Source organism: Corynebacterium lehmanniae (genome assembly GCF_043161975.1).
GTDB lineage: Bacteria > Actinomycetota > Actinomycetes > Mycobacteriales > Mycobacteriaceae > Corynebacterium > Corynebacterium lehmanniae.
Map to the genome: position 1 here is coordinate 914,445 of NZ_CP170998.1, position 22,925 is coordinate 937,369.

Sequence of the window (22,925 nt, forward strand, 5' to 3'; positions counted from 1 at the left end):
ACCCACCAACCAGAACCAAACACGGCCCCAGCCGGAAAAAGCGGCTTCGTCAGAAGCTACACAACCAACCAACCAAAAGTCAAACTCACGTTAAACCCCGGTTAACCAGAACGTAACCCCTATTCACTTAAACCATTCCCTCCAAGCGGCCGAACCGCTCAGAAGCAACGGATGGATATATAACCACGAAGCTAGATACAACACAAAACGCCCAGGCCAGATGGTAAATCCGGGCCTGGGCGTTAGCTCGTCGTAAAGCAGATTGCTAGACGCGCTTCGCTCCCGCGAAGTTCTTCTTGCCGCGGCGAAGCACCAGCCAGGATCCGTGGAGGAAGTCGTTGTCGGTGGGTGCCCACGACTCGTCCTCGATGCGGACGTTGTTCACGTACGCGCCGCCCTCCTTGATGGAACGGCGGGCGGCACCCTTGGAATCCGCGAGACCTGCGCCGACAAGCAGATCCACGATGGTGGTCTCGCCGGAGAACTCGAAGACGTCGGTCTCGGAGACCGACGCGGCGAGGGTCGCCTCGTCCAGATCCGCAAGCTCGGCGCGGCCGAACAGCGCCTGGGATGCGAGCTCGACGGCCTCGCGCGCCTCTACGCCGTGGACCAGGTCGGTCATTTCCTGGGCAAGTCGACGCTGCGCTTCGCGCTTGAACGGACGCTCCTCCACCTCGACCTCTAGGCGGGCGAGCTCCTCCTGGTCCAGGAAGGTGAACCACCGCAGGTAGCGGATCACGTCGGCGTCCGCGGTGTTCACGAAGTACTGGTACCAGGTGTACGGGCTGGTCATCTCCGGGTCGAGCCACAGGGACCCGCCGCCGGTGGACTTGCCAAACTTTTTGCCCTCGGAATCGGTGACCAGCGGAACGGTCAGCGCGTGGGTCTGCGCGCCGTCGATGCGGCGGTTCAGGTCCACGCCGGCCACAAGGTTGCCCCACTGGTCACCGCCGCCGATCTGCAGGATGCAGTCGTGCGCGCGGCGCAGCTGCACAAAGTCGTTGGCCTGCAGCAACATGTAGGAGAACTCGGTGTAAGAAATGCCGTCGTTTTCCAGGCGACGCTTCACCGTCTCGCGGCCCAGCATGGTGGACAGGGAGAAGTGCTTGCCGATGTCGCGCAGGAACTCGATCGCGCTGAGGTCTTTGGTCCAGTCGTTGTTGTTGACCAGCTTCGCGGCGTTGTCGCCGTCGAAGTGCACGAAGCGCTTGAGCTGGCCGGAGATGCGCTCCGCCCAATCCTTCACGGTGTCCGCGGAGTTCATGGACCGCTCCCCTACGTCGCGCGGATCGCCTATCATGCCGGTGGCGCCGCCGGCCAGCACGATCGGTGTGTGGCCGGCCTCCTGGAAGCGGCGCAGCATCAGAAGCGGCACGAGGTGGCCGGCGTGCAGCGACGGGCCGGTCGGGTCGAAGCCGCAGTACAGGGTGATCGGCGCTTGCGCGGCTTCGCGCAGGTTGTCTAGGTCGGTGGACTGGTTGATCAGCCCTCGCCAGGTCAGCTCATCAATGATGTTGGTGGAAGTCATGGTCGCTTTCTTCTAGTTCGCGGGGGTGTAGGGCTCTGCTTCGTCGATGAGCAAAACCGGGATGCCGTCGTCGATGCGATAGGCAATTCCGAGGCGTTCGTTGACCAGGAGCTGCTTTTCCTGGTTGTACTCCAGCGGGCCCTTGTCCTTGGGGCACGCGAGGACGCTGAGAAGCTTCGGATCCAGACTCATGGTTTCGGATCGTACCCGTCGCCGCCGCGGTAGCTGTCGTCGAGTCCGGGCAACTCCCCGAGCTCCTCCCGCAGGAACTGCGCTTGGGAGTCCATCGCCCGCAGGTTGTCGTCCAAGATGCCCTGCCGCACCCGTCCTGCGGCGCGGGTGAGCGTGGTCAGCGAGTCCACGACCACCCGCACTGCGGAGGCGTCGCGGTACTGCGGGGCATCGAGATACGTATCGACGACCTCCGGGTAGTACACCTTCACCACATTCCAAATCGTCTGGCGGTGCTCCGGGGTAGGTTCCAAATGCTCCCACTCGGAGAGCACAAACCGGACAGTGTCTTCGAGCGCACGTGCCTGGGCCATCACCTGGCGCGGCGGGCGGGCGCCACCCAAACGCCTGGAGGTCTCCTGCAGCGACCGCTCCAGCACCACCGGGGTGGGCTCCGCCGGCGCCACGGGCAGCTCCTTGGGTGTGCGCGCGGGGGTCAGCGCCGCGCCCGCCCCGTAGGCCGCCAGCGCCGCCACCGGCCAGTAGACACCGATACCCACCACCAGGTGCAGAACAACCACCAGGATGGCAAGCACCAGCCCGACCTGGTTCTTCGGCGACGCGAAGTAGCGGGCGAACGCGTTGCCTGAAACATTATTGGAAGCCACGGATCTCCTTAAACGCCGCCGCGAGGTCGCCGCCGAGCGCGTCGAACACTTCGCCGCCGGTCAGCTCCGCCAGTTCACGCATCTCCGACTCGCTAGCGTCGCCGTAGAGGATCACAAACACCGGCACGGACCGCTGTGCGGCCGGCAGCTGCTCGTATTCCTCCTTGAACTTGGAAAAGCGGGGCCCGACGGTGTCTTGGCCGTCGCTGAGCAGGACTATCGACGGGATACCGCCGGCCGGATCCGTCTCGCGCAGTGCTTCAAGCAGCGTCTGGTACATCGCCGTGGAGCCGCTGGCACTGAGCCCATCCACGTAGTTGGTCAGCTCCGCGGCCGCCGCCGGGTCCTCGTGGGAGAACCGCGCCGTCACGGGGTCGTTCGGCCTGCTGTCGAAGGACTGCAGCGTGACGTTCTCCCGGTCGCGAAGGGAGACGTCGCCGGTGAGGGTGGAAGCGGAGCCGTCGATAAGCGAATGCATGATGTCTTTCAGCGACGCGATGCGTTGGCCCTCCATCGAACCCGAGGTGTCCAGCACAAACGTGGTGGTGCCGGGCTGGCGGTAGGAGTTGTCGTAGGCGTACAGGAGCTCGTTCACCACGCCTTCGTTCGCGGGGAACGGCAGCTCGATGACCTGCTGGTCCGCGATCTCCGCGGGCAGGTTGTCCACCTGCGTCACCGGCCTGCGGAAGGTGTCGGCGATGTCGGGCTGGTGCTCCAGGAGCCAATTCGCAAGCTTCTCGACGCGCTCCCGCGCGTCCGCATTCGCCGGCTGCGAAAGCGCGGACAGGGGGTAATCCGCGGAGATCACGCCGTCGGCCGGGACCACGACCTCGATTGGCTGGCCCTGCTGACGCATCTGGTGGAGCGTGGACTCGTAGTTGACGATTGCATCTGCACGCTCGGGGTCGTTGGCGAACGCCTCTGCCAGCCACCCGGAGGACCCGGAGACCATGGATTGTGCCTGGAAAAGCTGCTCGAGGCGCGGGCCGACGCGCTCCAGATCGGCCGGTGCGATCGCGTCGCCGGTGTCCGCCAGCGCGGTGGCCACGGCTACCAGTGCGGAAAACCCGGAGTTGGACGCCTGCGGATTGGTCATGCCAAAGCTGAATTCGCCGGCCTCCGCGGCCTGGGCGAACTCAGCCCACGTGGGCTGCGTGGTGTCCCAGCCGAGGCGCTTGGCGCTGTCCTCCCACACGCCGAATGCGACGGGGCTGGTGGCGATCTTCGTCTCGCTGTCCAACTTGTCGGAGGCGCCGATGAGGTTGACGTAGCGGTTGGTGGCGAACCAGGTGGCGTCCACTTCCCCGTCGAAATCGCCGCGCTTGAGCGTCTGCGAGTTGTCGAGGGTGCCGCCGGGGAACTGCAGGTCGATGGAGAAGCCGAGCTCCTTCGCCGCCTGGTCGACCAACCCCTGCAGATCCTTCAGTTCGGTCGCGGCGACGATGGTCAGGTCCGCCGGTGCGCCAGATCCAGACCTGGAGCCTGCACCCGAGCCGGAGCCAGAGGTATCGCCGCCGAGCGAGACGCACGAGGCGAGCATGAGCGACATCAAGGCGGCGATGGCCGCGAGTAGGCGTTTCACTGGTCGTCCTCCTTCACCGGCGCTGGCGCTCCGGCGTAGCGTTGTCCCACTCCGTCGATGAGCTGCTCGAGCCTGTCGTAGGAGGGTGGGTCGATGGAATTGACGTAGTCGGATGGGGCGTCGAGGCCGCGGTCTGCGAGCTCGTCGGCCAAGCTGCCGGAGTTAGCGGGCCGGAAACCGTGGCGGGCGGCGAGCTGCTGCAGTTGCGGATCATTCGACAGCAGGCGCCCGAGCTCCTTGCCGCCGGCCGAGACTCCGACGATGCCGTGATTCGCGAGCACGGTGGGGCTCAAGTGCAGCAGCACCATGTCGTCCCGGATGCGCGAGTTCGGCCGCATCTGCTCGCCCAAGAACTGCGCCTCGTAGACCATCACCATCGGCGCGGCACCAATGCCTTGGCTCAGATAATCCGTGAACGGACCCGAGGAGGACGCTTCGCTATACCCTTGCGCGGTGAAAAACGGGGCAATCTCGTCGATGAGGAAGCCGACGTCGTCCCTGCGCTCGGGGTCGCGCTCGGCCACCTCCCACGCCAGAAGCGACAGGTACATCGCCGCGGAGTTGGAGGTGCGGATGTCCGTGGAGCGGATCTGCACATTGCGTGGCGACGGGTACGCCTCGCCCAGGTCCCGCCAGCGCTTTCCGGATCGGGCCAAGTCCATGTACTTGTTCACGTCCAGGGTGTAGGTGCCGTTTTCCTCGCTGACCACACCTTCTGCCACGAGGAGGTCAGCGATCGGCTTCCAGCTCGCCACCGCCATCGGCGTGAAGAACGGGAAGTCCACGGAGTAGCCGCTGCCCTGCTCGCGCACCTTCTGCGTCGCCGGCGCCGAGGACGGGAAGACGAAGTCCTGCTCCGCGATGCCCGTCGTGGTGGCGATTTGGCGCGAGCCGGCGGTGGTGACGCTGACGCGATACCCCAGCTCCTCCAGCCGGGCCACCACGTCGGGGTCTTCGAAGTAGGCCCGCTTTTCCGAGCCGATCACGCCGTGCAGCTGCGTCAGCTTGCCGCCGGACCCGCCGGAACCGCCGGCCGCTCCCCCGCCGCCTTCGTCGCTGTCGCCGCCGCCGAAGGGCAGCAGCCCCCGTCCCAGCGCGACGGCGGCGATAACCACCCCAACTAAAATGACGCCAAGCACTACGGAGACTTTCCGTCCCCGGGGCTTGGCGTCATGGCTACTCGGCACACTCATAGCTCACATGCTAAATGGCCGGGCCGACATGCGCGCCGCAATCGACGAACTACTGCGCGCGCACCGGCGTTGTCGCCCACTCGCGCGCGGCCTTGTTCGCCTCGCGCACGCGCTCGCGTTGCTCCTCCACGCGCGGGCGGGCGGTGCCGCCGCGGGTGTCGCGGGAGGCCACCGCGCCGTCGACGGTGAGCACTTCGCGGACCTCAGGGAGCAAGCGCTTATCGACGTTTTGCAGTTCCTCGTCCGTAAGGTCGACCAAATCCACGCCGCGGGACTCCGCGATGCGCACACAGGCACCGGACGCCTCGTGGGCCTCGCGGAACGGCACCCCCTGGCGCACCATCCACTCAGCCAGATCCGTCGCCAGCGTGAAGCCTGCCGGGGCGAGCTCGCGCATGCGGTCCTCGTGGAACGAAAGCGTGGACACCAGGCCGGTGAACGCCGGCAGGAGAATCGACAGCTGGGTCACCGAGTCCACCAGGGGCTCCTTGTCCTCCTGAAGGTCACGGTTGTACGCCAGCGGCATGGCCTTCAGCGTGGCCAGAAGCCCGGTGAGGTTGCCAATCAAGCGTCCAGCCTTGCCGCGGGCGAGCTCCGGCACGTCCGGGTTCTTCTTCTGCGGCATGATCGACGAGCCCGTGGACCACGCGTCGTGCAGCGTGACGTAGCCGAACTCCGGCGTAGACCAGGCGATGATTTCTTCGGCGAAGCGGGAGACATCGATGGCGATCTGCGCCAGCACGTACGCCGACTCGGCGGCGAAATCGCGCGAGGCGGTGCCGTCGAGCGAGTTGTCCGTGGCGGATTCGAACCCGAGCTCATCGGCGATCGCCTCCGGGTCCAGGTGCAGCGAGGAGCCCGCCAGCGCACCGGAGCCGTACGGCGAAACGGCCAGGCGCTTGTCCGCGTCCTGGATGCGCTCCAGGTCGCGCAGCAGCGACTGGGCGTGCGCCAGAAGAGAGTGCGCGAGCAGGATCGGCTGCGCGGCCTGGAAGTGGGTCTTGCCCGGCATGATCGCGTCCGGGTGGGCCTCGGCCTGCTGGACAATCGCGTCGATCAGGTCAGAGACGTCCTGGGCCACGCCGCGGAGTGCGTCGCGCAGCCACATGCGGAACATCGCCGCGACCTGGTCGTTGCGGGACCGGCCCGCGCGCAGGCGGCCGCCAACCTCGGGGCCGACGCGGTCGATCAGGCCGCGCTCCATCGCGCCGTGCACGTCCTCATCGGTGGGCAGCGGGCCGAACGTGCCGTCGGCGACATCGCGGCCGAGCTTGTCGAGGCCGTCGAGCATCACCGTGAGGTCTTCGTCGCTAAGCAAACCCGCCCTGTTGAGCACCTTCGCGTGCGCCTTGGAGGCGAGCACGTCGTAAGGCGCGAGCACCCAGTCGAAGTGCGTGGAGACGGACAGGGCGAACATCGCCTCCGAAGGGCCGCCGGAGAAGCGGCCGCCCCACAGCGCGCCCTCGTTGGTCTTGTGCTGTTCCATCCCTACTTCTCCTGGGAGGCGGCAGCCGCCCTATCGCGCTTGTTGGCGATCTGGGAGGACAGGCCGTGCAGGCGCACAAAGCCCTTGGCCAGGGTCTGGTCGAAGCTGTCGCCGGTGTCGTAGGTGGCCAGGTTGAAGTCGTACAGGGAGTGGTTGGAGCGGCGGCCGTTGACGGTGGCGGTGCCGGCGTGCAGCACCATGCGGATATCGCCGGTGACGTGCTCCTGGGTGGACTCGATGAACGCGTCCAGGGAGCGCTTCAGCGGGCCGAACCAGAGACCGTCGTAGACCTCCTCGGACCAGCGGGCGTCGATGAGGCGCTTGTAGCGGGCCAGCTCGCGCTCGACGGTGACGTCCTCAAGCGCCTTGTGCGCGGTGATCAGGGCCACTGCGCCCGGAGCCTCGTAGACCTCGCGGGACTTGATGCCCACCAGGCGGTCCTCCACCATGTCCAGGCGGCCGATGCCCTGGGCGCCGGCGCGGCGGTTCATCTCCTCGATGGCCTCGAGGACGGTGACCTTGCGGCCGTCGATAGCCACCGGCTTACCGGCCTCGAAGGAGATGATCACCTCGTCCGGGGCGTTGCCCAGTGCCGGGTCCTCGGTGTAGGCGTAGAGGTCCTTTGTCGGCGGGTTCCACAGGTCCTCCAAAAAGCCGGTCTCAACCGCGCGGCCCCAGACGTTCTGGTCGATGGAAAACGGCGATGCCGCAGACTGCTCGATGGGCAGGTCCTTGCCCTCGGCGTACTCGATGGCCTTGTCGCGGGTCCACGCGTAGTCGCGTGCCGGGGCGATGATCTCCAGGTCCGGGTCCTGGTTGAGGAAGCCGACCTCGAAGCGGACCTGGTCGTTGCCCTTGCCGGTGCAGCCGTGGGCGACGTGGGTGCCGCCGAACTTGTGGCCAGCCTGCACCAGGTGCTTGACAATCAGCGGGCGGGAGATGGCGGAAACCAGCGGGTACTCGCCCTGGTACATGCCGTTGGCCTTGATGGTGGGCAGGCAGTACTCCTCGGCGAACTCGTCCTTGGCGTCCACCACAATGGACTCCACAGCGCCGCAGTCCAGCGCGCGCTGGCGCACGGACTCCATGTCCTCGCCGCCCTGGCCCAGGTCCAGGGAGACGGCGATGACCTCGCCGCCGGTCATTTCAGCGAGGTAAGGGATGGCGACAGAGGTGTCAAGGCCGCCCGAGTACGCGAGCACAACGCGGTTAGTCATGGTGAAAGATCTCCTTCGAATTCCAGGACGATTCAGAATTATTCAGTGTATGTAAAATTATGCGATCGGCGCAACGATGTCTATTCGCCGACGTTTTCCTTCAGCCCGAACAGCTGCTGCGCCAGCTCCTTGCCGCTGATCGGTTCGCGGGCGAGCACGAACACCGTGTCGTCGCCGGCGATGGAACCGACCACCTGGTCCAGACCCACGCGGTCGATGTAGCTGGCCAAGTACTGGGCCGCCCCGGGCGGCGTGCGCACCACGGCCAGCTGCCCGGAGTAGTCCACGGAGACCACCAGCTCCTCGATCATGCGGCGCAGCTTCTCGCGCGGGCCGGAGTGCGCCGCTTCGAGCGAATCTGCCTCGCCGCCCACGGTGTAGTAGGCGCGCCCGCCTGCGCGGGGGCGCACCTTCTTCGCGCCGAGCTCGTCGAGGTCGCGCGAGAGGGTGGCTTGGGTGATGTCGATGCCCTCGTCCAGCAGCAGCTCGGACAGCTGCACCTGGGAGGACACGCGGGTTGATTCGAGCAGCTCGAGGATTCTCGCCTGCCGCGCAGTGCGGGATACAGGTTGGGTCATACTTGGTGCTCCAAAAGCCAGGCCAGCAGCGCCTTTTGGGCGTGCAGGCGGTTTTCCGCTTCATCAAAGACGCGCGATTGCGGCCCGTCGATGACGTCCGCGGCGACTTCGCTCCCGCGGTACGCGGGAAGGCAATGCAAGAATATTGCATCCTCCGCCGCGCGCGACATCAGGGCAGCATCCACCTGGTACGGCAAAAACGGCGTGCGGCGGTCCTTGCCGTCTTCCTCCATGCCCATGGACACCCACGTGTCCGTGATGACCACGTTGGCGCCCTCCGCAGCCGCGATATCCGAGGTCACGGCGACTTTCGCCCCGGTTTCCTCGGCGCGGCGTCTGGCGCGTGCGACGAACTCCTCGCGCGGCTGGAAGCCGTCCGGGGCGATGACGGTGATGTCCACCCCGGCGGTGGCGAACCCGATGAGGTAGGAGTTGGCCATGTTGTTGTCGCCGTCGCCCAGGTAAACGGCCTTGAGCCCCCTCAGCCCAGCCGGGCCCTCATCCGGGCAGAAGTTCTCCACCACGGTCTGCAGGTCGGCGAGGATCTGGCACGGGTGCAGGTCGTCGGAAAGCGCGTTGATGATCGGCACGGTGGCCGTTTCCGCCATTTCCCGCAGGTTATCGTGTGCGTAGGTGCGCCACACAATCGCTTCCACGAAGCGCGACAGCACCGCGCCGGTGTCCTGGTAGTTCTCTTTCGTGCCCATCTGCGAGTTGCCACTTTCGGTGACAATCGCGTGCCCGCCGAGCTGCGCGATGCCGGCGTCGAAGGAGTAGCGGGTGCGGGTGGAGGTTTTGTCGAACAGCACGGCGACGGATTTCGGCCCCTCCAGCGGGCGGCGCGAGAAGGGGTCGCGCTTCAGCTCCGCGGCGAGCGCGAGCACCTCGGCCTGCTCTTTCGGTGTGAGGTCGTCGTCTGCCAGGAAGTGTCTGACCATCGGTTTAGCTCCGTTCTTTCGCTGCTTCAATCGCGCCGGCGAGGCGCTTCATCGCTTCTTCAATCTCATCATCGGTGATCACCAGCGGCGGCGTGAGGCGGATGACGTCGTCGCCCGGTGCGTTCACAATCAGGCCTTGGTCGAGCCCATGCTTGACGACGAGCTTCGCCACCGCCTCATCCAGCACCACCCCGAGCATCAGTCCGCGCCCGCGGACCTGGGTGACACCGGGGATCTGCGAAGCTGCGTCGATAAGCAATTGCCCCTTGCGGCGCACCTCGGCGAGGAAATCCTCGTCGATGGCCCCAAGCACGGCCCCCGCGGCGGCGCAGGCGACGGGGTTGCCGCCGAAGGTGGTGCCGTGCGAGCCCGGGGTAAACAGCTCCGCCGCCTTGCCGCGGGCGATGGTCGCGCCGATGGGCAGTCCCCCGCCCAGCCCCTTGGCCATGGTGATCACGTCCGGCAGGATGCCTTCGTGCTGGAAGGCGAAGAAGTCGCCGGTGCGTCCGACGCCGGTTTGGACCTCGTCGGTGATGAGCAGGATGCCGTGGGCGTCGCAAAGTTCCCGCACCGCTTTGATGAAGCCCTCCGGCGCGGGGATGACCCCCGTTTCGCCCTGGATGGGCTCCAGGATGATCGCGGCGGTGTTGCCCGGGTCCTGCTGCACCAGGGTCTCGAGCGCCTCGATGTCGCCGTATGGGAAGAACTCGACGCCTGCCGGCATGGGTTCGAACGGCGCGCGCTTGTCCGGTTGGCCCGTCAGCGCGAGCGAGCCCATGGTGCGGCCGTGGAAGCCGCGCTCAGCTGCGAGGATGCGGCGGCGGCCGGTCAGGCGCGCGAGCTTGAAGGCGGCCTCGTTGGCCTCGGCGCCGGAGTTGCAGAAAAACACCCGCGCGGTCTCGTCGCCGACCCGGGCGCGCAGCGCCTCGGCGACCTCAACCACCGGCTGGGAGCCGAAGAGATTGGACACGTGGCCAAGCGTCGCCACCTGCGCGCTCACCGCCTCGACGACGGCCGGGTGCGCGTGGCCGAGCGCGTTGACGGCGATGCCGGCGAGCATGTCGATGTAGGTGTTGCCGTCCGCGTCCGTGACCGTGGAGCCCTCGCCGGAAACAAGCTCCACCGGCGGCGCGGGGTAGGTGTCTAAAAGCGCGGAAGTCCAGCGCGAAGAAAACTCGCTCATGCGTCATCCTTTCTAAAGATCGTTCCGTCCGGGTAGTGCGCGCGGTCGTAGTCGTCCGGCAGCACCATGGTGCCAACGCCACCCATCGTCAGTAGCTCCAGCAGCACGGAGTGGGCCACGCGTCCGTCGATCACGTGCGCTGCCTTCACCCCGCCCTGGACTGCGGTGAGGCAGGCCTCCATCTTCGGGATCATGCCGGTGTCTAAGCCGGGCAGCATCTTGGCCAGCTCGCCCGCCTCGATCTTGGACAGCAGCGAGTCCTTGTTCGGCCAGTCCGTGTAGAGCCCCTCGACGTTGGTGAGCACCACCAGGCGCTCGGCGCCGATCGCCGCGGCGAGCGCACCGGCGGCCTCGTCGGCGTTGATGTTGTACACCTCGCCGTTTGCCCCTGGTGCGATGCCGGAGACCACCGGGATCCGGCCGGCCTCGATGATGTCCATCACCGCCTCCGGGTTCACGTCCGTGATCGTGCCCACCAGGCCGATGTCCTGCAGCTGGCCGTCGACGACCACCTCGCGCTGCTTAGCGGTGAACAGCCCTGCGTCCTCGCCCGAGGTGCCCACAGCGTAGGGCCCGTGCGAGTTGATCTTGCCCAGCAGGTCCCGGCCCACCTGGCCGAAGAGCACCATGCGCACCACGTCCAGGATCTCCGGGGTGGTCACGCGGAACCCGCCGATGAACTCCCCGCCGTCCAGCCCCAAGCGGCCGAGCATCTGGGTGATCTGCGGCCCGCCGCCGTGCACCACCACGGGCTTCGCGCCCACGGTGCGCAAAAACACCATGTCAGCGGCGAACGCGGCCTTCAAGTCCTCGTCGATCATGGCGTTGCCGCCGTACTTGACCACCACGATCTTGTCGCGGTAGTGCTGCAACCACGGCAGCGCCTCCGCAAGCACAGTGGCGCGCTGCTCATTGGTCAGATTCGGCATCATCTCGCGCACTCCCCTAGCTGGTGTAGGCCGAGTTGATCTCAACGTAGGCGTGCGACAGGTCCGTCGTGCGCACCGTCGCGCGGCCCTCACCGCCAGTGCCCAGATCCACCACCACCGCGATGTCCGACCCGCTCAGATCCACGTCCCGCGCGCCGGGCACTGCACCGGAGTATTCGCAGACGGTGTGTCCGTTGAAGGTCACCGAGATGTTGTCCGCGTCCATCTCCGCGTCCGCCATGCCGACGGCGGCGAGCACGCGGCCCCAGTTCGGGTCGGAGCCGAACATCGCCGTTTTGACCAGGCTGTCGCGGCCGATGGTGCGCGCGGCGTGAAGCGCCTGCTCGTCGTCCGCGGCGCCTTCGACGGTGATGCTCACGCGCTTGGTCACGCCCTCGGCGTCGGACTGCATCATCGCCGCCAGCTGCGCGCAGGCCTCGTACACCGCGGCGTCCAGCTCGTCCTGGTCCGGGGATACCCCACTCGCGCCGTTGGCCATCGCGATGACGGTGTCGTTGGTGGAGGTGGAACCGTCGATGTCCAGGGTGTTGAAGGTGGTTGCCGTGGCACGCTCCAGCGCAGTCTGCAGCGCCTGGGCCTCCACCTTCGCGTCGGTGGTCAGGCACACCAGCATCGTCGCCAGCGACGGCGCCATCATGCCGGCACCTTTGCCCATGCCGCCGAGAGTCCAGCCGTCGCCCTTGACCAACACTTCTTTGGCGACGGTATCGGTAGTGCGGATGGCTTCGGCGGCGTCCGCGCCGTGGTCGCCGAGCTGATTGACGACGGCCGCGATGCCGCCTTCCACCTTCTCCATCGGCAGCAGATCGCCGATGATGCCGGTGGAGCAGACGGCCACCTGAGCGGGCTCTGCGCCCACACCTTCGGCCGTAAGTCGCTGCATAGTTTGCGCGTCATGCAGCCCCTGCTCGCCAGTGCAGGCGTTGGCGTTGCCGGAATTGAAGACCACAGCCTTCAGTTCGCCGGCGGCCACCGCCGCGCGGCTGACCTTCACAGGCGCGGCGAAAACCTTGTTTCGCGTGAAAACCGCGGCCGCGGTGTATTCGGGGCCGTCGTTGACCACGACGGCCATGTCCGGGTTTCCGGATGCTCTCAGGCCCGCGCTGGTGGCGGCGGCGGAGAAGCCTTGCGGTGCGGTGACTCCAAGAGTGCTCATGATGGAGGGGGTCCTTTCAGGGAAAAGAGGTAAGGGGTGTCTCGTCGGCGGTTACGGAGCCACCGCGGCTCGCGACAGACCCGCCCCCTCCTCGAACCCGAGCGCAAGGTTCATGCACTGCACCGCCGCTCCCCCGGTGCCCTTGGTCAGGTTGTCGATGGCGCTGGTGGCCACAACTTTGTCTGCTGCCTGATCCACTTCAATCTGGACGTGGCACATGTTGGAGCCGACCACGTGCTGCGTCTGCGGCTGCTGGCCGGCAGGCAGCAGGTGCACGAACGGTTCCTCGGCGTAGGCGTTATCGTATGCAGCGCGCACCGTCTCCGCGTCCGCGCCATGTGCCAGCGGCGCGGTGACGGTGGTGAGGATGCCGCGCGGCAGCGGCGCAAGCACCGGTGTGAAGCTCACGGTGACCTGGCTGTCCGCGACTTCCTCGAGGTTCTGCGCAATCTCCGGTGTGTGCCTGTGTGCGCCGGCGACGCTGTAGGCCTTCAGCGAGCCCATCGTTTCCGCGCCGAGCATGTCCACCTTGGGCTTCTTGCCGGCCCCGGACACGCCGGTAATGGCCACCACCGTCAGATCCAGCTCGACCAGGCCCGCCTGCACCGCCGGCCATGCGGCGAGCGTGGCACCCGTGGGAAAGCATCCGGGAACAGCGATGCGCGTTGCCTTTGCGACGTCCTCCCGGTGCCCCGGTAACTCCGGCAGCCCGTAGGGCCACGCTCCCGCGTGCTCCGAGCCGTAGTAGGCGCGCCACGCTTCGGCGTCGCGCAGGCGGAAGTCGGCGGCGCAGTCGATGACGGTCACGTCCTCGCCGAGCGTGGCGCCGATGGCCGCGGAGTGTCCGTGCGGCAGGCCGAGAAAGACCACGTCGTGGCCGGAGAGCACCTCGACGGTGGTCTCTTCGATAACCCGGTCGGCCAGCTCCGGCAGGTGCGGCATGAGCTCGCCGACGCTCTCGCCGGCGTTGGACGCGCCGGTCAGCGCGCCGATCTCCAGCTCACCCGCGAGATACGCCGGGTGGCCCAGCAGCAGGCGGAGAATTTCACCGCCCGCATAGCCCGTGGCCCCCGCGACCGCTACTTTGACAACCTTGCCTTCTGACATGGTCGCAAGTGTAACAGTTATGCAGTTGCGTGGAAGTTATTCACGCAAATATATTTAGCCGCGCATTTCTGCGCCGAAGCGCTCCTTGGCCAACTCGGCTGCCTTCAGGCGAGCCTCGGAGGCTTCTTCCTCGGTCAGCGTGCGGTCTGGGGCGCGGAACGCCAAGCCGAACGCGAGCGACTTCTTGCCGTCGCCGAGGTTGTCGGAACGGTAGACGTCGAAAAGCGTGACTGCTTCGACGAGCTCGCCCGCGCCCTCTTCGACTGCGCGACGCACGTCCTCGGCCGCCACAGCCTCGTCGACGACCAACGCGATGTCCTGGTTGAGCAGCGGGAACGCGGACAGGCGAGGCGCAGGCAGGCGCTCTGCCAGCGGGATGGCGGTCAGATCGATCTCCATCGCGCAGGTGCGCGCCGGCAGGTTCAGCTTCTCCAGGATCTGCGGGTGCAGCTCGCCGGCGTGGCCGACGACCTCGCCGTCAACCTTGAGCGCCGCGCAGCGGCCCGGGTGCCACGGCAGGTACTCCGCAGCCTCTACATCCAGGTCGACGCCGCACACACGAGCAACGAGCTGTGCGGCCTCGACGGCGTCCGACCATTCGTAGACCCGGCCCTTGCCCCACGGGCCTTCCAGCTCCGTGTTGCCCAGCGCCACCGTCGCGGCGTGGAGGTGCTGCTGTGGCAGCGACTCGACGAGCTCTGCCACAACCTCGTCCGCCGGTCGCTCGGAAACGTCCGGCAGCGGCGAGACGTCCGCGCGCTTTTCCGAGGTCTGCGCCACAGAGTAGATGGCCACATCACCGCGGCCGCGCGCGACGTTTCGGCCTGCGGCCTCCAGCATCGGCGGCAGCAGCGTGGTGCCCAGGATGCCGTAGTCCGCATCGAGCGGGTTCTGCACCTTGACGGTGTTGCGGCGCGGATCGTCCGCGTCGAGGCCCCAGGCGTCGAAGGTGTTGTTGGCGATAAACGGCGTGGGGATGATCTCCGCGTAGCCGGAGTACGCCAGCGCGTGGGTCACCGCACGGCGGCGGCGCTGCAGCGGGCTCAAACCGCGGCCGCCACGGGGCGTGGGCAGGATCGACGGGATGGCGTCCAGGCCCTCCAGACGCACGACCTCCTCGACCAGCTCCACCGGCACGGTGATGTCGGTGCGCCAAGTCGGCGGGGTGACGTCAAGCTCCTCGCCGTCGCCAGCGACCTCGCAGCCGACCTCTTCCAGGCGGCGCACCACGGTCTCGCGTGCGTAATCCACACCGATCAGCTCAGCCGGGCGCGTCGCGCGCATCGCAATCGCCTCACGCTTTTCGACGTCACCGACCAGCGTCCTGCCCGCATGAATCGTGCCACCGGCGATGTCCACCAGCAGCGCGCAAGCGATGTCGAGAGCGTTTTCCACGAGCTGCGGGTCCACGCCGCGCTCGAAGCGTCGCGAGGCTTCCGAGCTCAGCTTCAGCCGGCGCGCGGTCCGAGCCACGGTCAGCGGGTCCCAGGTCGCGGCCTCGAAGTGGACGTTGACCGTCTCGTCCGAGATCTCGGAGGTGGTGCCGCCCATGACGCCGGCAAGGGACTGAATGCCGTTGTCGTCGCTGATCACCACATCTTCTGCGGTCAGCGTGCGCTCGACGTGGTCGAGCGTTTCAAACTTCTCGCCGTCGGTGGCGTTATGCACGCGCAGGCCACCGGAGATCTTGTCGGCGTCGAAGGCGTGCATCGGCTGGCCGGTCAGCAGCATGACGTAGTTGGTCACGTCCGTCGCGGCGTTGACCGAGCGCACGCCGGCGAGCATAAGCTCGCGCTGCATCCAAAACGGTGCGGTCGCGTTCGGATCGATGCCTTCGACAGTGCGCACGCCGAACCGCTTGGCCTTGGTGGACTCCTCCACGGAAACCGCAATGGTCTCGCCAGACGGAGCCGGCACGCCAGCAATGTCGATGCCAGCGATTGCCGGATCCTGCGCCACGTCGGAGAACTCCAGGTCGAAGGCGGAGGCGATCTCGCGGGTCAGGCCGCGGGCGGACAGGGCGTAGCCGCGGTCCGGAGTGACGTTGACATCGAAGACGGTGTCGTCCGAGCCCAGAATCTCGCGGGCGTCCTGACCGGGGGTGGCGGAGCCGTCGTGAAGCGTAATGATGCCCTCGCTTTTCGCGGCGAGCCCGAGCTCGGCCGCGGAGGCCATCATGCCTGCGGAGATGTGGTCGTAGGTCTCGCGCGCGGAGATCTCGAATCCGCCCGGCAGCACCGCGCCCGGCAGCGAGACGACGACCAAGTCGCCCTGCTTGAAGTTGCGGGCGCCGCAGATGATGCCCTGCGGCTCACCGGTGCCGTTGGCCTGGCCGACATTCACCTGGCAGTAACGGATCGGCTTCTTAAAGCCGGTCAGCTCCTCAATCTCCTCCACGCGGCCGATGACCAGCGGGCCGGTGACCTCCGGAAGCGGCGCGTAGCCCTCAGTTTCGAAGCCGACGCGCACGAAGCCCGCGTCGAGCTCCTCGTCGGTGGGGTTGAAATCCTTGTTACCTGCGTTCTGCAGCAGGCGGACGATCCAGTTTTTGGAAATGAGCATTATCGAGAGTCTCCTTTACGCCTGCACGCCGAACGGGATGGTGAAACGGACGTCGCCTTCGACCATGTCGCGCATGTCCGACAGACCATTGCGGAACTGCAGGGTGCGCTCCAGGCCCATGCCGAACGCGAAGCCGGAGTAGACCTCCGGGTCGATGCCTACGGCACGCAGCACGTTCGGGTTGACCATGCCGCAGCCGCCCCACTCGATCCAGCCCGCGCCGCCCTTCTTGTTGGGGAACCACACGTCCACCTCAGCGGACGGCTCGGTGAACGGGAAGTAGTTGGTGCGCATGCGGGTCTTCGTCTCAGGGCCGAACAGCACCTTGGCCAGGTGGTCGAGGGTGCCGCGCAGGTGCGCCATAGTCAGGCCCTTGTCCACGGCCAAGCCCTCCACCTGGTGGAACACCGGGGTGTGGGTGGCGTCCAGCTCGTCGGTGCGGAACACACGGCCCGGACACGCGATGTAGATGGGCACGTCGCGCTCGAGCATCGTGCGCACCTGCACCGGCGAAGTGTGGGTGCGCATGACCTGCTTGGAGCCCTCTTCACCGATGTAGAAGGTGTCCTGCAGCGTGCGGGCCGGGTGGTCCGGGATGAAGTTCAACGCGTCGAAGTTGAAGTACTCCGCCTCCACCTCCGGGCCTTCCGCGACCTCCCAGCCCATGCCGATAAAGATATCCGCAATGTGCTCGGACAGCGTGGTAATTGGGTGCATCGCACCAGCCTGCCTGCGGGAGGTGGGCAGGGTGACGTCCACCTTCTCCTCGCGCAGCTGCTTCTCGCGGTGCTCCGCTTCGCGCTGCACGCGCAGCTGGGCGTATGCCTTCTCTGCGCGGCCTCGGGCCATGTTCACGAACCGACCGGCATCCTTGCGCTGATCCTTCGGCAGCGTCCCGAGCGCGCGGCGGGCCTGCGGGATCGGGGCCTTCTCCCCTAGGTGCGCACGGTGCGCATCTTCCAGCGCAGCGAGGTCCTCGGCCGCCTCAAAAGCAGCGATCGCCTCGTCCGCTGCCCTATTCAGGGCGTCCTCGGTCAGTTCAATCTCCGGAATTGGGTTTGCGTTGTCGGCCACGCTCGTGTTCACCCGCACCTTTCTACAAGTGCGCTGCGCTGTTTATACAGACCGCAGCAGCGTCGGTTCAAAAGCGTCCACCACTTTACCTATCGGCCGACACAGCGACCGCGCGAGGGCGAGCGCTGCAAACCCAGCCGATAAAGCTAGTCCTCAGCGAGCGCCTTCGACGACTCCCACAGGCAGATACTCGCCGCTGTGGCCAAGTTCAACGACTCCGCACTGCCCTGGATAGGGATGGAAACGCGGTGGTCGGCGGCCGACAGGATGTCGTCGCCAAGCCCATGCGCCTCGTTGCCGAACAGCCAAGCGGTCGGCTGCGCGAGCGTCTCCCCTGGCTGCGCGAGGTTCACCTCGCCGTTCATTGTGGTGGCGAAGGTGGACAGCCCGGCGTCTTCGAGCTGATTAATCACGCGGCGGACATCGCGGTCGCGCGCCACCGGGATGTGGAACAGTGAGCCCGCGGTCGAGCGCACCACCTTAGGAGCCTCCGGGTCCACGGTGTCGCCGGCGAAAATCACAGCGTCCGCGCCCACGGCGTCCGCAATACGGATGATCGTGCCGGCATTGCCGGGGTCGTTGGTTTCCACGCACACCGCCACCAGCTTCGGCCGGCCCTTCAAAATTTTGGGCACCGTCCACAGCACCGGGCGGCACACCGCAAAAATGCCGGTGGACGTCACCGCGTCCGCGAGCGAGTCCGCAGCCTTTTCCGTGATCGCGTGCGTGTACACGTCCATGTAACCCGCCGCCCGCACGATCTCCTCGAAGCGCTCGGCTGCGGCCTCGGTAGCGAAGAGGTCCGTCGCCGCCCCCGTGGCCACGGCGGCCTCCACAGCGTTCTCGCCTTCCGCCAGGAAGGCCTTTGCTTTACGACGAGCTTGCGCCCTCTTCAACTTCCCCGCATTAACCACACGCGGAGTGCGCTCTGTGAACGGCTGCTGGAAATCCAATGGCATAGCTACAGACTACGTTGCGGGCGCTACGCTGTTTGCCGTGCCTACGTTTCCGGAGCTCGTGCGCGCCCGCCTTCTTTCACCGGCGGCGCGCCCTTGGCGTATTGGTTTTGCGCTCGCCGCCCTGCTTTATGCGCTGGGCCTAGTGGCTCTGCGCGGGGCGCCGATTGCCGTTGAGTGGTCCCGGTTCGCGGTTGCGCTCTACGCAGTATTTCTCATTGTCGCCGCTTTCTTCGCCCCGGTCACCGCTGGGTTGGGATACGGATTCCTGCTGCAGTTTTCCAATGTTGCACCGGAGTATCGGAGCGCTGTCATCGTCATCGGCATGTTCGCAATTGCCGCTGTCGTGGGGTTGCGTGTTCCCGCCAGATTAAGTCTGCCGCTGCTGGCCTATCTCTGGTATCTCGCACAAACAGACTTTCCCTCCGGCGTCTACTTCCCCATTTCGTTTGAAACAGCAACCTTTCTGTTCGTGCTACTCCTTGTTGCGTGGGCAGTGGGCTGGATTTTTCGCGCCTTCCTTATTACACGAGAACGTCAAGCCGAGAAGCTGAAGGCAGAGCTCGAGCGTGAACGGGAACGTACTGTGAAGGCCTTGCACGGATCCGTGGCGTCTTCCCTCACCTCAGTTGTGCTCCGAAGTGAGGCCTTGGCAATGTCCGGTGATAAGCAAACTGCTAACGCGGCAAAGCTCATCGCAGAGGACGCCAGGCGGTCGATGCAAGAAGTCCGCCAGCTCATCCGTTTTATGCGTTCCGACGATCCCGCGGAGTTCAGCGGAGACAAAACCATGAGCACACCCACATTGGACGAATGCTTGCGGTCCTTTTCGGACACATTGCGCAGCCACGGCTACACGGTCACGGAAAGTGGCATGCATGGCGAGGGGTTGAACTCGATCGCACTTCGTCACGCTCCGAATGCGTTCCGTGAGATCCAAACCAACGTGATCAAGTACGCAGATAAGAACCGTCCAGTGATTGTCGCCGCGGTCGAAGACGACAATGACGTGCAGATCCTGGTGCAGAACTTTGGCGCCCCACAAGACCAGGCAGTTGAGATGAGCACCGGCGTCGGTCTTGGTGAGGTCTCTTCCCTTTTGGCTGAGGACGGTGCCACTCTCGACGCCGGCTACCAAGGCGAGGCATTCCGCTACCACCTCACCGTGCCGAAGGAACGAAGGTAGATCAGCGCTGAACCCGGAGGGTACTTTCGTACCGACTTCTCCCCTAAGCGCCCGAAATAATTGCGCACTGTTACCGTAAGCACTCATAATTCGATGTAGCGATTTACAGCTTTAGTTCACGAAAGGACAAGCAAATGCGCAAGTTTGCTCGCCTCACCGCCTCCGCCTTGGTTGCAACCAGCCTCATCGCCGTCGCACCTGCAGCATCTGCAGAAGCACAGACTGTGGCAACCCCCTACGCAGCTGGCGCCATCGGCGACACCTTCGAGTGCGGTGGCATGCTCGGCCGCCTGTGGTGCTAATCGCACCGAGATGACCACACCCGACCACCCAATCCGGGTTTTCCTCGTCGACGACGATCCGCTCGTCCGCGAGGTGCTGAAAAGCTACCTCGACAGCGCCGAAGGGATCACCGTCGTCGAAACCGCTTCGGACGGATCCGAAGCGCTCGAGCGCATCCCCGAACTAGACGTGGATGTGGTGCTCTCCGATGTCTACATGCAGCACATGGGTGGCGCGGAGCTGCTGCGCAAGCTCACTGCCCGCGGGTCCGCCCCGGCCTTTTTGGCGATCAGTTCCTTGGACAACGACACTGCGATGCTCGACATCCTCGACCACGGGGGTCGCGGCTACATTTTGAAGAGCCAGCCGCGCGAGGAAATCATCCTTTCGGTGCGGCAAGCAGTTGCAGGCGGCACCGTAATTTCGCCTGCTGCAATGAACAAGCTGCTCCCCCACCTCTCCCAGCGCGACGCACAAGCTCCGCAACCTGCTCCCGAGCGCCCAAAGGCCGCGGTCAACGTGCCTGCGGGCGTTTCCGAGACCGAGCAGAAAGTCCTTGAGCTGCTTTGCGACGGCTTGAGCAACGCCGACATCGCGAAGCACCTGAACTACTCCGAGTCCACCGTGAAGAAGATGGTCTCGAAGCTGCTCTCGGCATACGGGGTCTCGTCCCGCCTCGACCTTGTCGTCACTGTCCTCAACGGCCGCGGGCCGCAGGTGCACTAGCCCCTCCCCGGTTCTGAACGAAAGTATCGGCATCGGACACGAAGGTGCCGAGACCCCAAAATTTCCTTGTCATGCGACAGCAACGTCCTTACGTTGACCCCTGTAAGCAATCACCCCGACTGCTAGCGACGCTGGCGGTAGCTTCACAGGAAAGGACAACGTATGACCCGTAAGACCCGACGCATCACTACCGCGCTTCTCGGCACTCTGATGGCCGGCGCTGCCATCGCTCCCGCGAACGCGACCACCCTCGAGGAGTCCGCTCCCGAGACCCCGGCGAACAACGACAAACTCCCGATCGTCCACACCTACCGCGGCTCCGACCACTTGAAGGCCAACGTGCTCAACCCGCGCCCGGTGTGCAACTCCACCGAGGACTACCGCACCGTCGTGTACAAGGTGAAGGACAACTTCCTGCCGGTGGGCACCATCTCCACCACGAACCTGTCCGACGAGGCAATCCCGCTGCAGCAGGACCTCTCCCGCACCCAGACTGTCTCCGCTTCCGTCAACGGCTCCAAGACTGAGACGCTGAACCTGGGCGGCTCCGGCTCCAAGGACGGCATCGAGGGCAACATCGGCTACTCCGTGGCGAAGGCGCTCGGCTGGGACGTCTCCGCTGAGCTGTCCTGGAACGTCGGCCAGACCGTCGGCCCATACGATGTGCCGGCAGGCAACACCGGTGAGGCAACCTACGGCTTCCGCACCGTCACTATGACCGGCACCCAGCAACGTTGCCGCCCGAACGGCACCTGGGCGACCCCGACCGCGTGGGTCGCAAACATGCCGGTGAAGAACGAGGTCCGCGTGAAGAACTTCGACACCCCGGCCGATTCCTGGGCGCCGAACAAGGGCGCACAGACCACCGAGGTCAAGGACGAGCCGAACGCTGAGTACGACCAGGACGTTGACGCCCTGAACAAGGGCGACAACATCGACGACGTGGAAAAGGTCGACGATAACAAAACCGCCGACGTCAGCAACAAGGACGTCAACCTCGCAGCCGAGAACGAAAAGGCGGCCAAGGAAGAGTCCGACAAGGCCGAGGGCGCCATCAAGGTCGATGCCGCGTCCGACAAAAAGAAAGAATCCACCGACGAGTCCAACAAGGGCGACGAGAAGGCCGACCACGACCTGGACCTCGAGCCGTACTTCACCGTGTCCTCCGCGAAGGCGAAGGGCTTCGCCGGCTCCACCGCTCTGCGCGTGAAGAACGTCGGCAACGAGCGCTACTGGGGCGAGTTCCCGGCAGTGACCTTCCGCGTCGCAGTCCGCACCGAGGACGGCCCGGAAAACGTTGACCGTCTGATCACCACCACCACCCGCGAGGGCGGCTACGCCCGCGACCTGGGCTGGGACGAGGACGAGCAGGCTCGCATCTTCGAGGTCACCCTGTCCAACCCGATCAACCCGGGTGAGGAAGCTGACCTTGTCTCCTTCTCCTTCGGCGACGGCAACACCAAGGAAGGCCGTCTGACCAACTACATCACTGTTTCCCAGACTGGCCGTCTGGACGGCGACGACTCTGAGTACAACGACCAGGACGTCGACTCCCGCGACGTCACGCTCGACGACTTCGGCCGCGAGAACGAGGGCATCTTCTAAACCAGCCTCGCCACAGCGATTAGCGCGCCCACCCCAGCGGTGGGCGCGCTCCCTTTTGCGTGTCGCACACGAAAAAGCTCCCGCGCCTCCCCCGACTGTTCGGGGATGGGCGGGAGCTTCGTCGTTAAGCGAAAGTGCTTTACGCAGCCTTCGGAGCGTTGACGTCCTCCGGCAGCGCGTTCTTCGCAACCTCGCACAGAGCGGAGAAGGCAGCGAAGTCGCTGACAGCCAGCTCGGCCAGGATCTTGCGGTCGACCTCGACCTCAGCCAGCTTCAGGCCGTGGATGAGGCGGTTGTAGGTGATGTCGTTCATGCGGGCAGCGGCGTTGATGCGCTGGATCCACAGCTTGCGGAACTCACCCTTGCGCTTGCGGCGGTCGCGGTACGCGTAGGTCTGGGAGTGCAGCCACTGCTCCTTCGCCTTGCGGTACAGGCGGGAGCGCTGGCCACGGTAGCCCTTCGCGGACTTGAGGATTGCGCGGCGCTTCTTCTTAGCATTGACTGAACGCTTCACACGTGCCATGAGTCAAACTTCCTTTTCTTTTTCTCGTAATCGGTTGATTGATCGGGCAGTGCTTAGGACATGCCGAGGAGGCGCTTTGCGCGCTTGACGTCAGCCTTAGCGACGTCGGTGGAGCCGGACAGCTTGCGGCGGCGCTTCGACGAGAGCTTCTCGTTCAGGTGGCGCTTACCAGCCTGCTCGCGGCGCAGCTTGCCCTTGCCGTTGACCTTGATGCGCTTTGCGGTGCCCTTGTGGGTCTTCTGCTTCATGGTGAA

At 65.7% G+C, this 22,925-nt stretch carries 22 protein-coding genes; 4 read left to right on the forward strand and 18 right to left on the reverse strand.

Going from position 1 to position 22,925, the window contains the following annotated elements; genetic code table 11:
- Positions 1-265 precede the first annotated feature (265 nt).
- The 16 genes from tyrS to ACF3NP_RS04460 all read right to left on the reverse strand — a co-directional run bounded on the left by tyrS (position 266) and on the right by ACF3NP_RS04460 (position 18,352).
- On the reverse strand, positions 266-1,528 hold the full coding sequence (tyrS, locus tag ACF3NP_RS04385) for a tyrosine--tRNA ligase (RefSeq protein ID WP_181888370.1): 1,263 nt from the start codon (positions 1,526-1,528) through the stop codon (positions 266-268).
- 12 nt (positions 1,529-1,540) lie between these two features.
- Positions 1,541-1,720: a Trm112 family protein gene (locus ACF3NP_RS04390; protein WP_181888369.1), complete on the reverse strand. Its 180-nt coding sequence runs from the start codon at positions 1,718-1,720 to the stop codon at positions 1,541-1,543.
- On the reverse strand, positions 1,717-2,367 hold the full coding sequence (locus ACF3NP_RS04395; RefSeq protein WP_181888368.1) for a hypothetical protein: 651 nt from the start codon (positions 2,365-2,367) through the stop codon (positions 1,717-1,719). Before ACF3NP_RS04395 ends, ACF3NP_RS04390 begins: the two co-directional genes overlap by 4 nt.
- On the reverse strand, positions 2,354-3,949 hold the full coding sequence (locus tag ACF3NP_RS04400) for a vWA domain-containing protein (protein WP_338026571.1): 1,596 nt from the start codon (positions 3,947-3,949) through the stop codon (positions 2,354-2,356). Before ACF3NP_RS04400 ends, ACF3NP_RS04395 begins: the two co-directional genes overlap by 14 nt.
- Positions 3,946-5,142 carry a hypothetical protein gene (locus tag ACF3NP_RS04405; protein ID WP_392398989.1) on the reverse strand — a complete coding sequence of 399 codons (1,197 nt, stop codon included), beginning with the start codon at positions 5,140-5,142 and terminating at the stop codon, positions 3,946-3,948. Before ACF3NP_RS04405 ends, ACF3NP_RS04400 begins: the two co-directional genes overlap by 4 nt.
- A gap of 49 nt (positions 5,143-5,191) precedes the next feature.
- On the reverse strand, positions 5,192-6,628 hold the full coding sequence (gene argH / locus ACF3NP_RS04410; RefSeq protein WP_392398990.1) for an argininosuccinate lyase: 1,437 nt from the start codon (positions 6,626-6,628) through the stop codon (positions 5,192-5,194).
- Positions 6,629-6,630: 2 nt separating this feature from the next.
- Positions 6,631-7,845 carry an argininosuccinate synthase gene (locus ACF3NP_RS04415; RefSeq protein WP_239306820.1) on the reverse strand — a complete coding sequence of 405 codons (1,215 nt, stop codon included), beginning with the start codon at positions 7,843-7,845 and terminating at the stop codon, positions 6,631-6,633.
- Between the two features lie 80 nt (positions 7,846-7,925).
- Positions 7,926-8,423 carry an arginine repressor gene (locus ACF3NP_RS04420; RefSeq protein ID WP_181888364.1) on the reverse strand — a complete coding sequence of 166 codons (498 nt, stop codon included), beginning with the start codon at positions 8,421-8,423 and terminating at the stop codon, positions 7,926-7,928.
- A complete protein-coding gene (gene argF / locus ACF3NP_RS04425) occupies positions 8,420-9,361 on the reverse strand; it encodes an ornithine carbamoyltransferase (RefSeq protein WP_392398991.1) in 942 nt (313 codons plus the stop codon). The genes ACF3NP_RS04420 and argF overlap by 4 nt, the downstream gene beginning before the upstream one ends.
- 4 nt (positions 9,362-9,365) lie before the next feature.
- Positions 9,366-10,544, reverse strand: a complete 1,179-nt coding sequence (locus ACF3NP_RS04430) for an acetylornithine transaminase (RefSeq protein ID WP_392398992.1) — start codon at positions 10,542-10,544, stop codon at positions 9,366-9,368.
- Complete coding sequence (gene argB / locus ACF3NP_RS04435) at positions 10,541-11,476, reverse strand: acetylglutamate kinase (protein WP_392398993.1); 936 nt, start codon at positions 11,474-11,476, stop codon at positions 10,541-10,543. The genes ACF3NP_RS04430 and argB overlap by 4 nt, the downstream gene beginning before the upstream one ends.
- Before the next feature lie 13 nt (positions 11,477-11,489).
- Positions 11,490-12,650, reverse strand: a complete 1,161-nt coding sequence (argJ, locus tag ACF3NP_RS04440) for a bifunctional glutamate N-acetyltransferase/amino-acid acetyltransferase ArgJ (RefSeq protein ID WP_392398994.1) — start codon at positions 12,648-12,650, stop codon at positions 11,490-11,492.
- 51 nt (positions 12,651-12,701) lie between these two features.
- Positions 12,702-13,757, reverse strand: a complete 1,056-nt coding sequence (gene argC / locus ACF3NP_RS04445; RefSeq protein ID WP_392398995.1) for an N-acetyl-gamma-glutamyl-phosphate reductase — start codon at positions 13,755-13,757, stop codon at positions 12,702-12,704.
- A gap of 54 nt (positions 13,758-13,811) precedes the next feature.
- A complete protein-coding gene (gene pheT / locus ACF3NP_RS04450) occupies positions 13,812-16,319 on the reverse strand; it encodes a phenylalanine--tRNA ligase subunit beta (RefSeq protein ID WP_392398996.1) in 2,508 nt (835 codons plus the stop codon).
- A gap of 15 nt (positions 16,320-16,334) precedes the next feature.
- Positions 16,335-17,372, reverse strand: a complete 1,038-nt coding sequence (gene pheS, locus ACF3NP_RS04455) for a phenylalanine--tRNA ligase subunit alpha (RefSeq protein WP_392399130.1) — start codon at positions 17,370-17,372, stop codon at positions 16,335-16,337.
- Positions 17,373-17,539: 167 nt separating this feature from the next.
- The gene (locus tag ACF3NP_RS04460) at positions 17,540-18,352 is read right to left on the reverse strand and encodes a TrmH family RNA methyltransferase (protein ID WP_392398997.1); all 813 of its coding nucleotides are present in this window, start codon (positions 18,350-18,352) and stop codon (positions 17,540-17,542) included.
- A gap of 37 nt (positions 18,353-18,389) precedes the next feature.
- Here ACF3NP_RS04460 and ACF3NP_RS04465 point away from each other — a divergent pair, with 37 nt between their 5' ends.
- The 4 genes from ACF3NP_RS04465 (at position 18,390) to ACF3NP_RS04480 (ending at position 22,148) form a co-directional block, all read left to right on the forward strand.
- The gene (locus ACF3NP_RS04465) at positions 18,390-19,535 is read left to right on the forward strand and encodes a sensor histidine kinase (RefSeq protein WP_392398998.1); all 1,146 of its coding nucleotides are present in this window, start codon (positions 18,390-18,392) and stop codon (positions 19,533-19,535) included.
- 134 nt (positions 19,536-19,669) lie between these two features.
- Positions 19,670-19,837: a hypothetical protein gene (locus ACF3NP_RS04470; protein ID WP_269952376.1), complete on the forward strand. Its 168-nt coding sequence runs from the start codon at positions 19,670-19,672 to the stop codon at positions 19,835-19,837.
- Positions 19,838-19,847: 10 nt separating this feature from the next.
- Positions 19,848-20,543, forward strand: a complete 696-nt coding sequence (locus ACF3NP_RS04475) for a response regulator (RefSeq protein ID WP_392398999.1) — start codon at positions 19,848-19,850, stop codon at positions 20,541-20,543.
- Positions 20,544-20,705: 162 nt separating this feature from the next.
- Positions 20,706-22,148, forward strand: coding sequence for a hypothetical protein (locus ACF3NP_RS04480; protein ID WP_392399000.1), 1,443 nt, complete (start codon positions 20,706-20,708; stop codon positions 22,146-22,148).
- Positions 22,149-22,287: 139 nt separating this feature from the next.
- Here ACF3NP_RS04480 and rplT read toward each other — a convergent pair whose 3' ends face one another.
- Positions 22,288-22,671 (reverse strand): 50S ribosomal protein L20, encoded by a 384-nt coding sequence (rplT, locus tag ACF3NP_RS04485; RefSeq protein WP_070473163.1) that lies wholly within the window; start codon positions 22,669-22,671, stop codon positions 22,288-22,290.
- 53 nt (positions 22,672-22,724) lie between these two features.
- Complete coding sequence (rpmI, locus tag ACF3NP_RS04490; protein ID WP_034999913.1) at positions 22,725-22,919, reverse strand: 50S ribosomal protein L35; 195 nt, start codon at positions 22,917-22,919, stop codon at positions 22,725-22,727.
- Positions 22,920-22,925: the final 6 nt, after the last annotated feature.

Excerpts from the sequence above, each read along its gene's own strand:
- ACF3NP_RS04420 (WP_181888364.1), bottom strand. The coding sequence starts at position 8,423 with ATGACCCAACCTGTATCCCGCACTGCGCGGCAGGCGAGAATCCTCGAG.
- ACF3NP_RS04475 (WP_392398999.1), top strand. The coding sequence starts at position 19,848 with ATGACCACACCCGACCACCCAATCCGGGTTTTCCTCGTCGACGACGAT.
- pheT (WP_392398996.1), bottom strand. The coding sequence starts at position 16,319 with ATGCTCATTTCCAAAAACTGGATCGTCCGCCTGCTGCAGAACGCAGGT.
- ACF3NP_RS04460 (WP_392398997.1), bottom strand. The coding sequence starts at position 18,352 with ATGCCATTGGATTTCCAGCAGCCGTTCACAGAGCGCACTCCGCGTGTG.
- ACF3NP_RS04415 (WP_239306820.1), bottom strand. The coding sequence starts at position 7,845 with ATGACTAACCGCGTTGTGCTCGCGTACTCGGGCGGCCTTGACACCTCT.
- argJ (WP_392398994.1), bottom strand. The coding sequence starts at position 12,650 with ATGAGCACTCTTGGAGTCACCGCACCGCAAGGCTTCTCCGCCGCCGCC.
- argF (WP_392398991.1), bottom strand. The coding sequence starts at position 9,361 with ATGGTCAGACACTTCCTGGCAGACGACGACCTCACACCGAAAGAGCAG.
- ACF3NP_RS04480 (WP_392399000.1), top strand. The coding sequence starts at position 20,706 with ATGACCCGTAAGACCCGACGCATCACTACCGCGCTTCTCGGCACTCTG.
- ACF3NP_RS04390 (WP_181888369.1), bottom strand. The coding sequence starts at position 1,720 with ATGAGTCTGGATCCGAAGCTTCTCAGCGTCCTCGCGTGCCCCAAGGAC.
- ACF3NP_RS04470 (WP_269952376.1), top strand. The coding sequence starts at position 19,670 with ATGCGCAAGTTTGCTCGCCTCACCGCCTCCGCCTTGGTTGCAACCAGC.
- tyrS (WP_181888370.1), bottom strand. The coding sequence starts at position 1,528 with ATGACTTCCACCAACATCATTGATGAGCTGACCTGGCGAGGGCTGATC.
- argC (WP_392398995.1), bottom strand. The coding sequence starts at position 13,757 with ATGTCAGAAGGCAAGGTTGTCAAAGTAGCGGTCGCGGGGGCCACGGGC.
- rplT (WP_070473163.1), bottom strand. The coding sequence starts at position 22,671 with ATGGCACGTGTGAAGCGTTCAGTCAATGCTAAGAAGAAGCGCCGCGCA.
- ACF3NP_RS04430 (WP_392398992.1), bottom strand. The coding sequence starts at position 10,544 with ATGAGCGAGTTTTCTTCGCGCTGGACTTCCGCGCTTTTAGACACCTAC.
- ACF3NP_RS04405 (WP_392398989.1), bottom strand. The coding sequence starts at position 5,142 with ATGAGTGTGCCGAGTAGCCATGACGCCAAGCCCCGGGGACGGAAAGTC.
- rpmI (WP_034999913.1), bottom strand. The coding sequence starts at position 22,919 with ATGAAGCAGAAGACCCACAAGGGCACCGCAAAGCGCATCAAGGTCAAC.
- argB (WP_392398993.1), bottom strand. The coding sequence starts at position 11,476 with ATGATGCCGAATCTGACCAATGAGCAGCGCGCCACTGTGCTTGCGGAG.
- argH (WP_392398990.1), bottom strand. The coding sequence starts at position 6,628 with ATGGAACAGCACAAGACCAACGAGGGCGCGCTGTGGGGCGGCCGCTTC.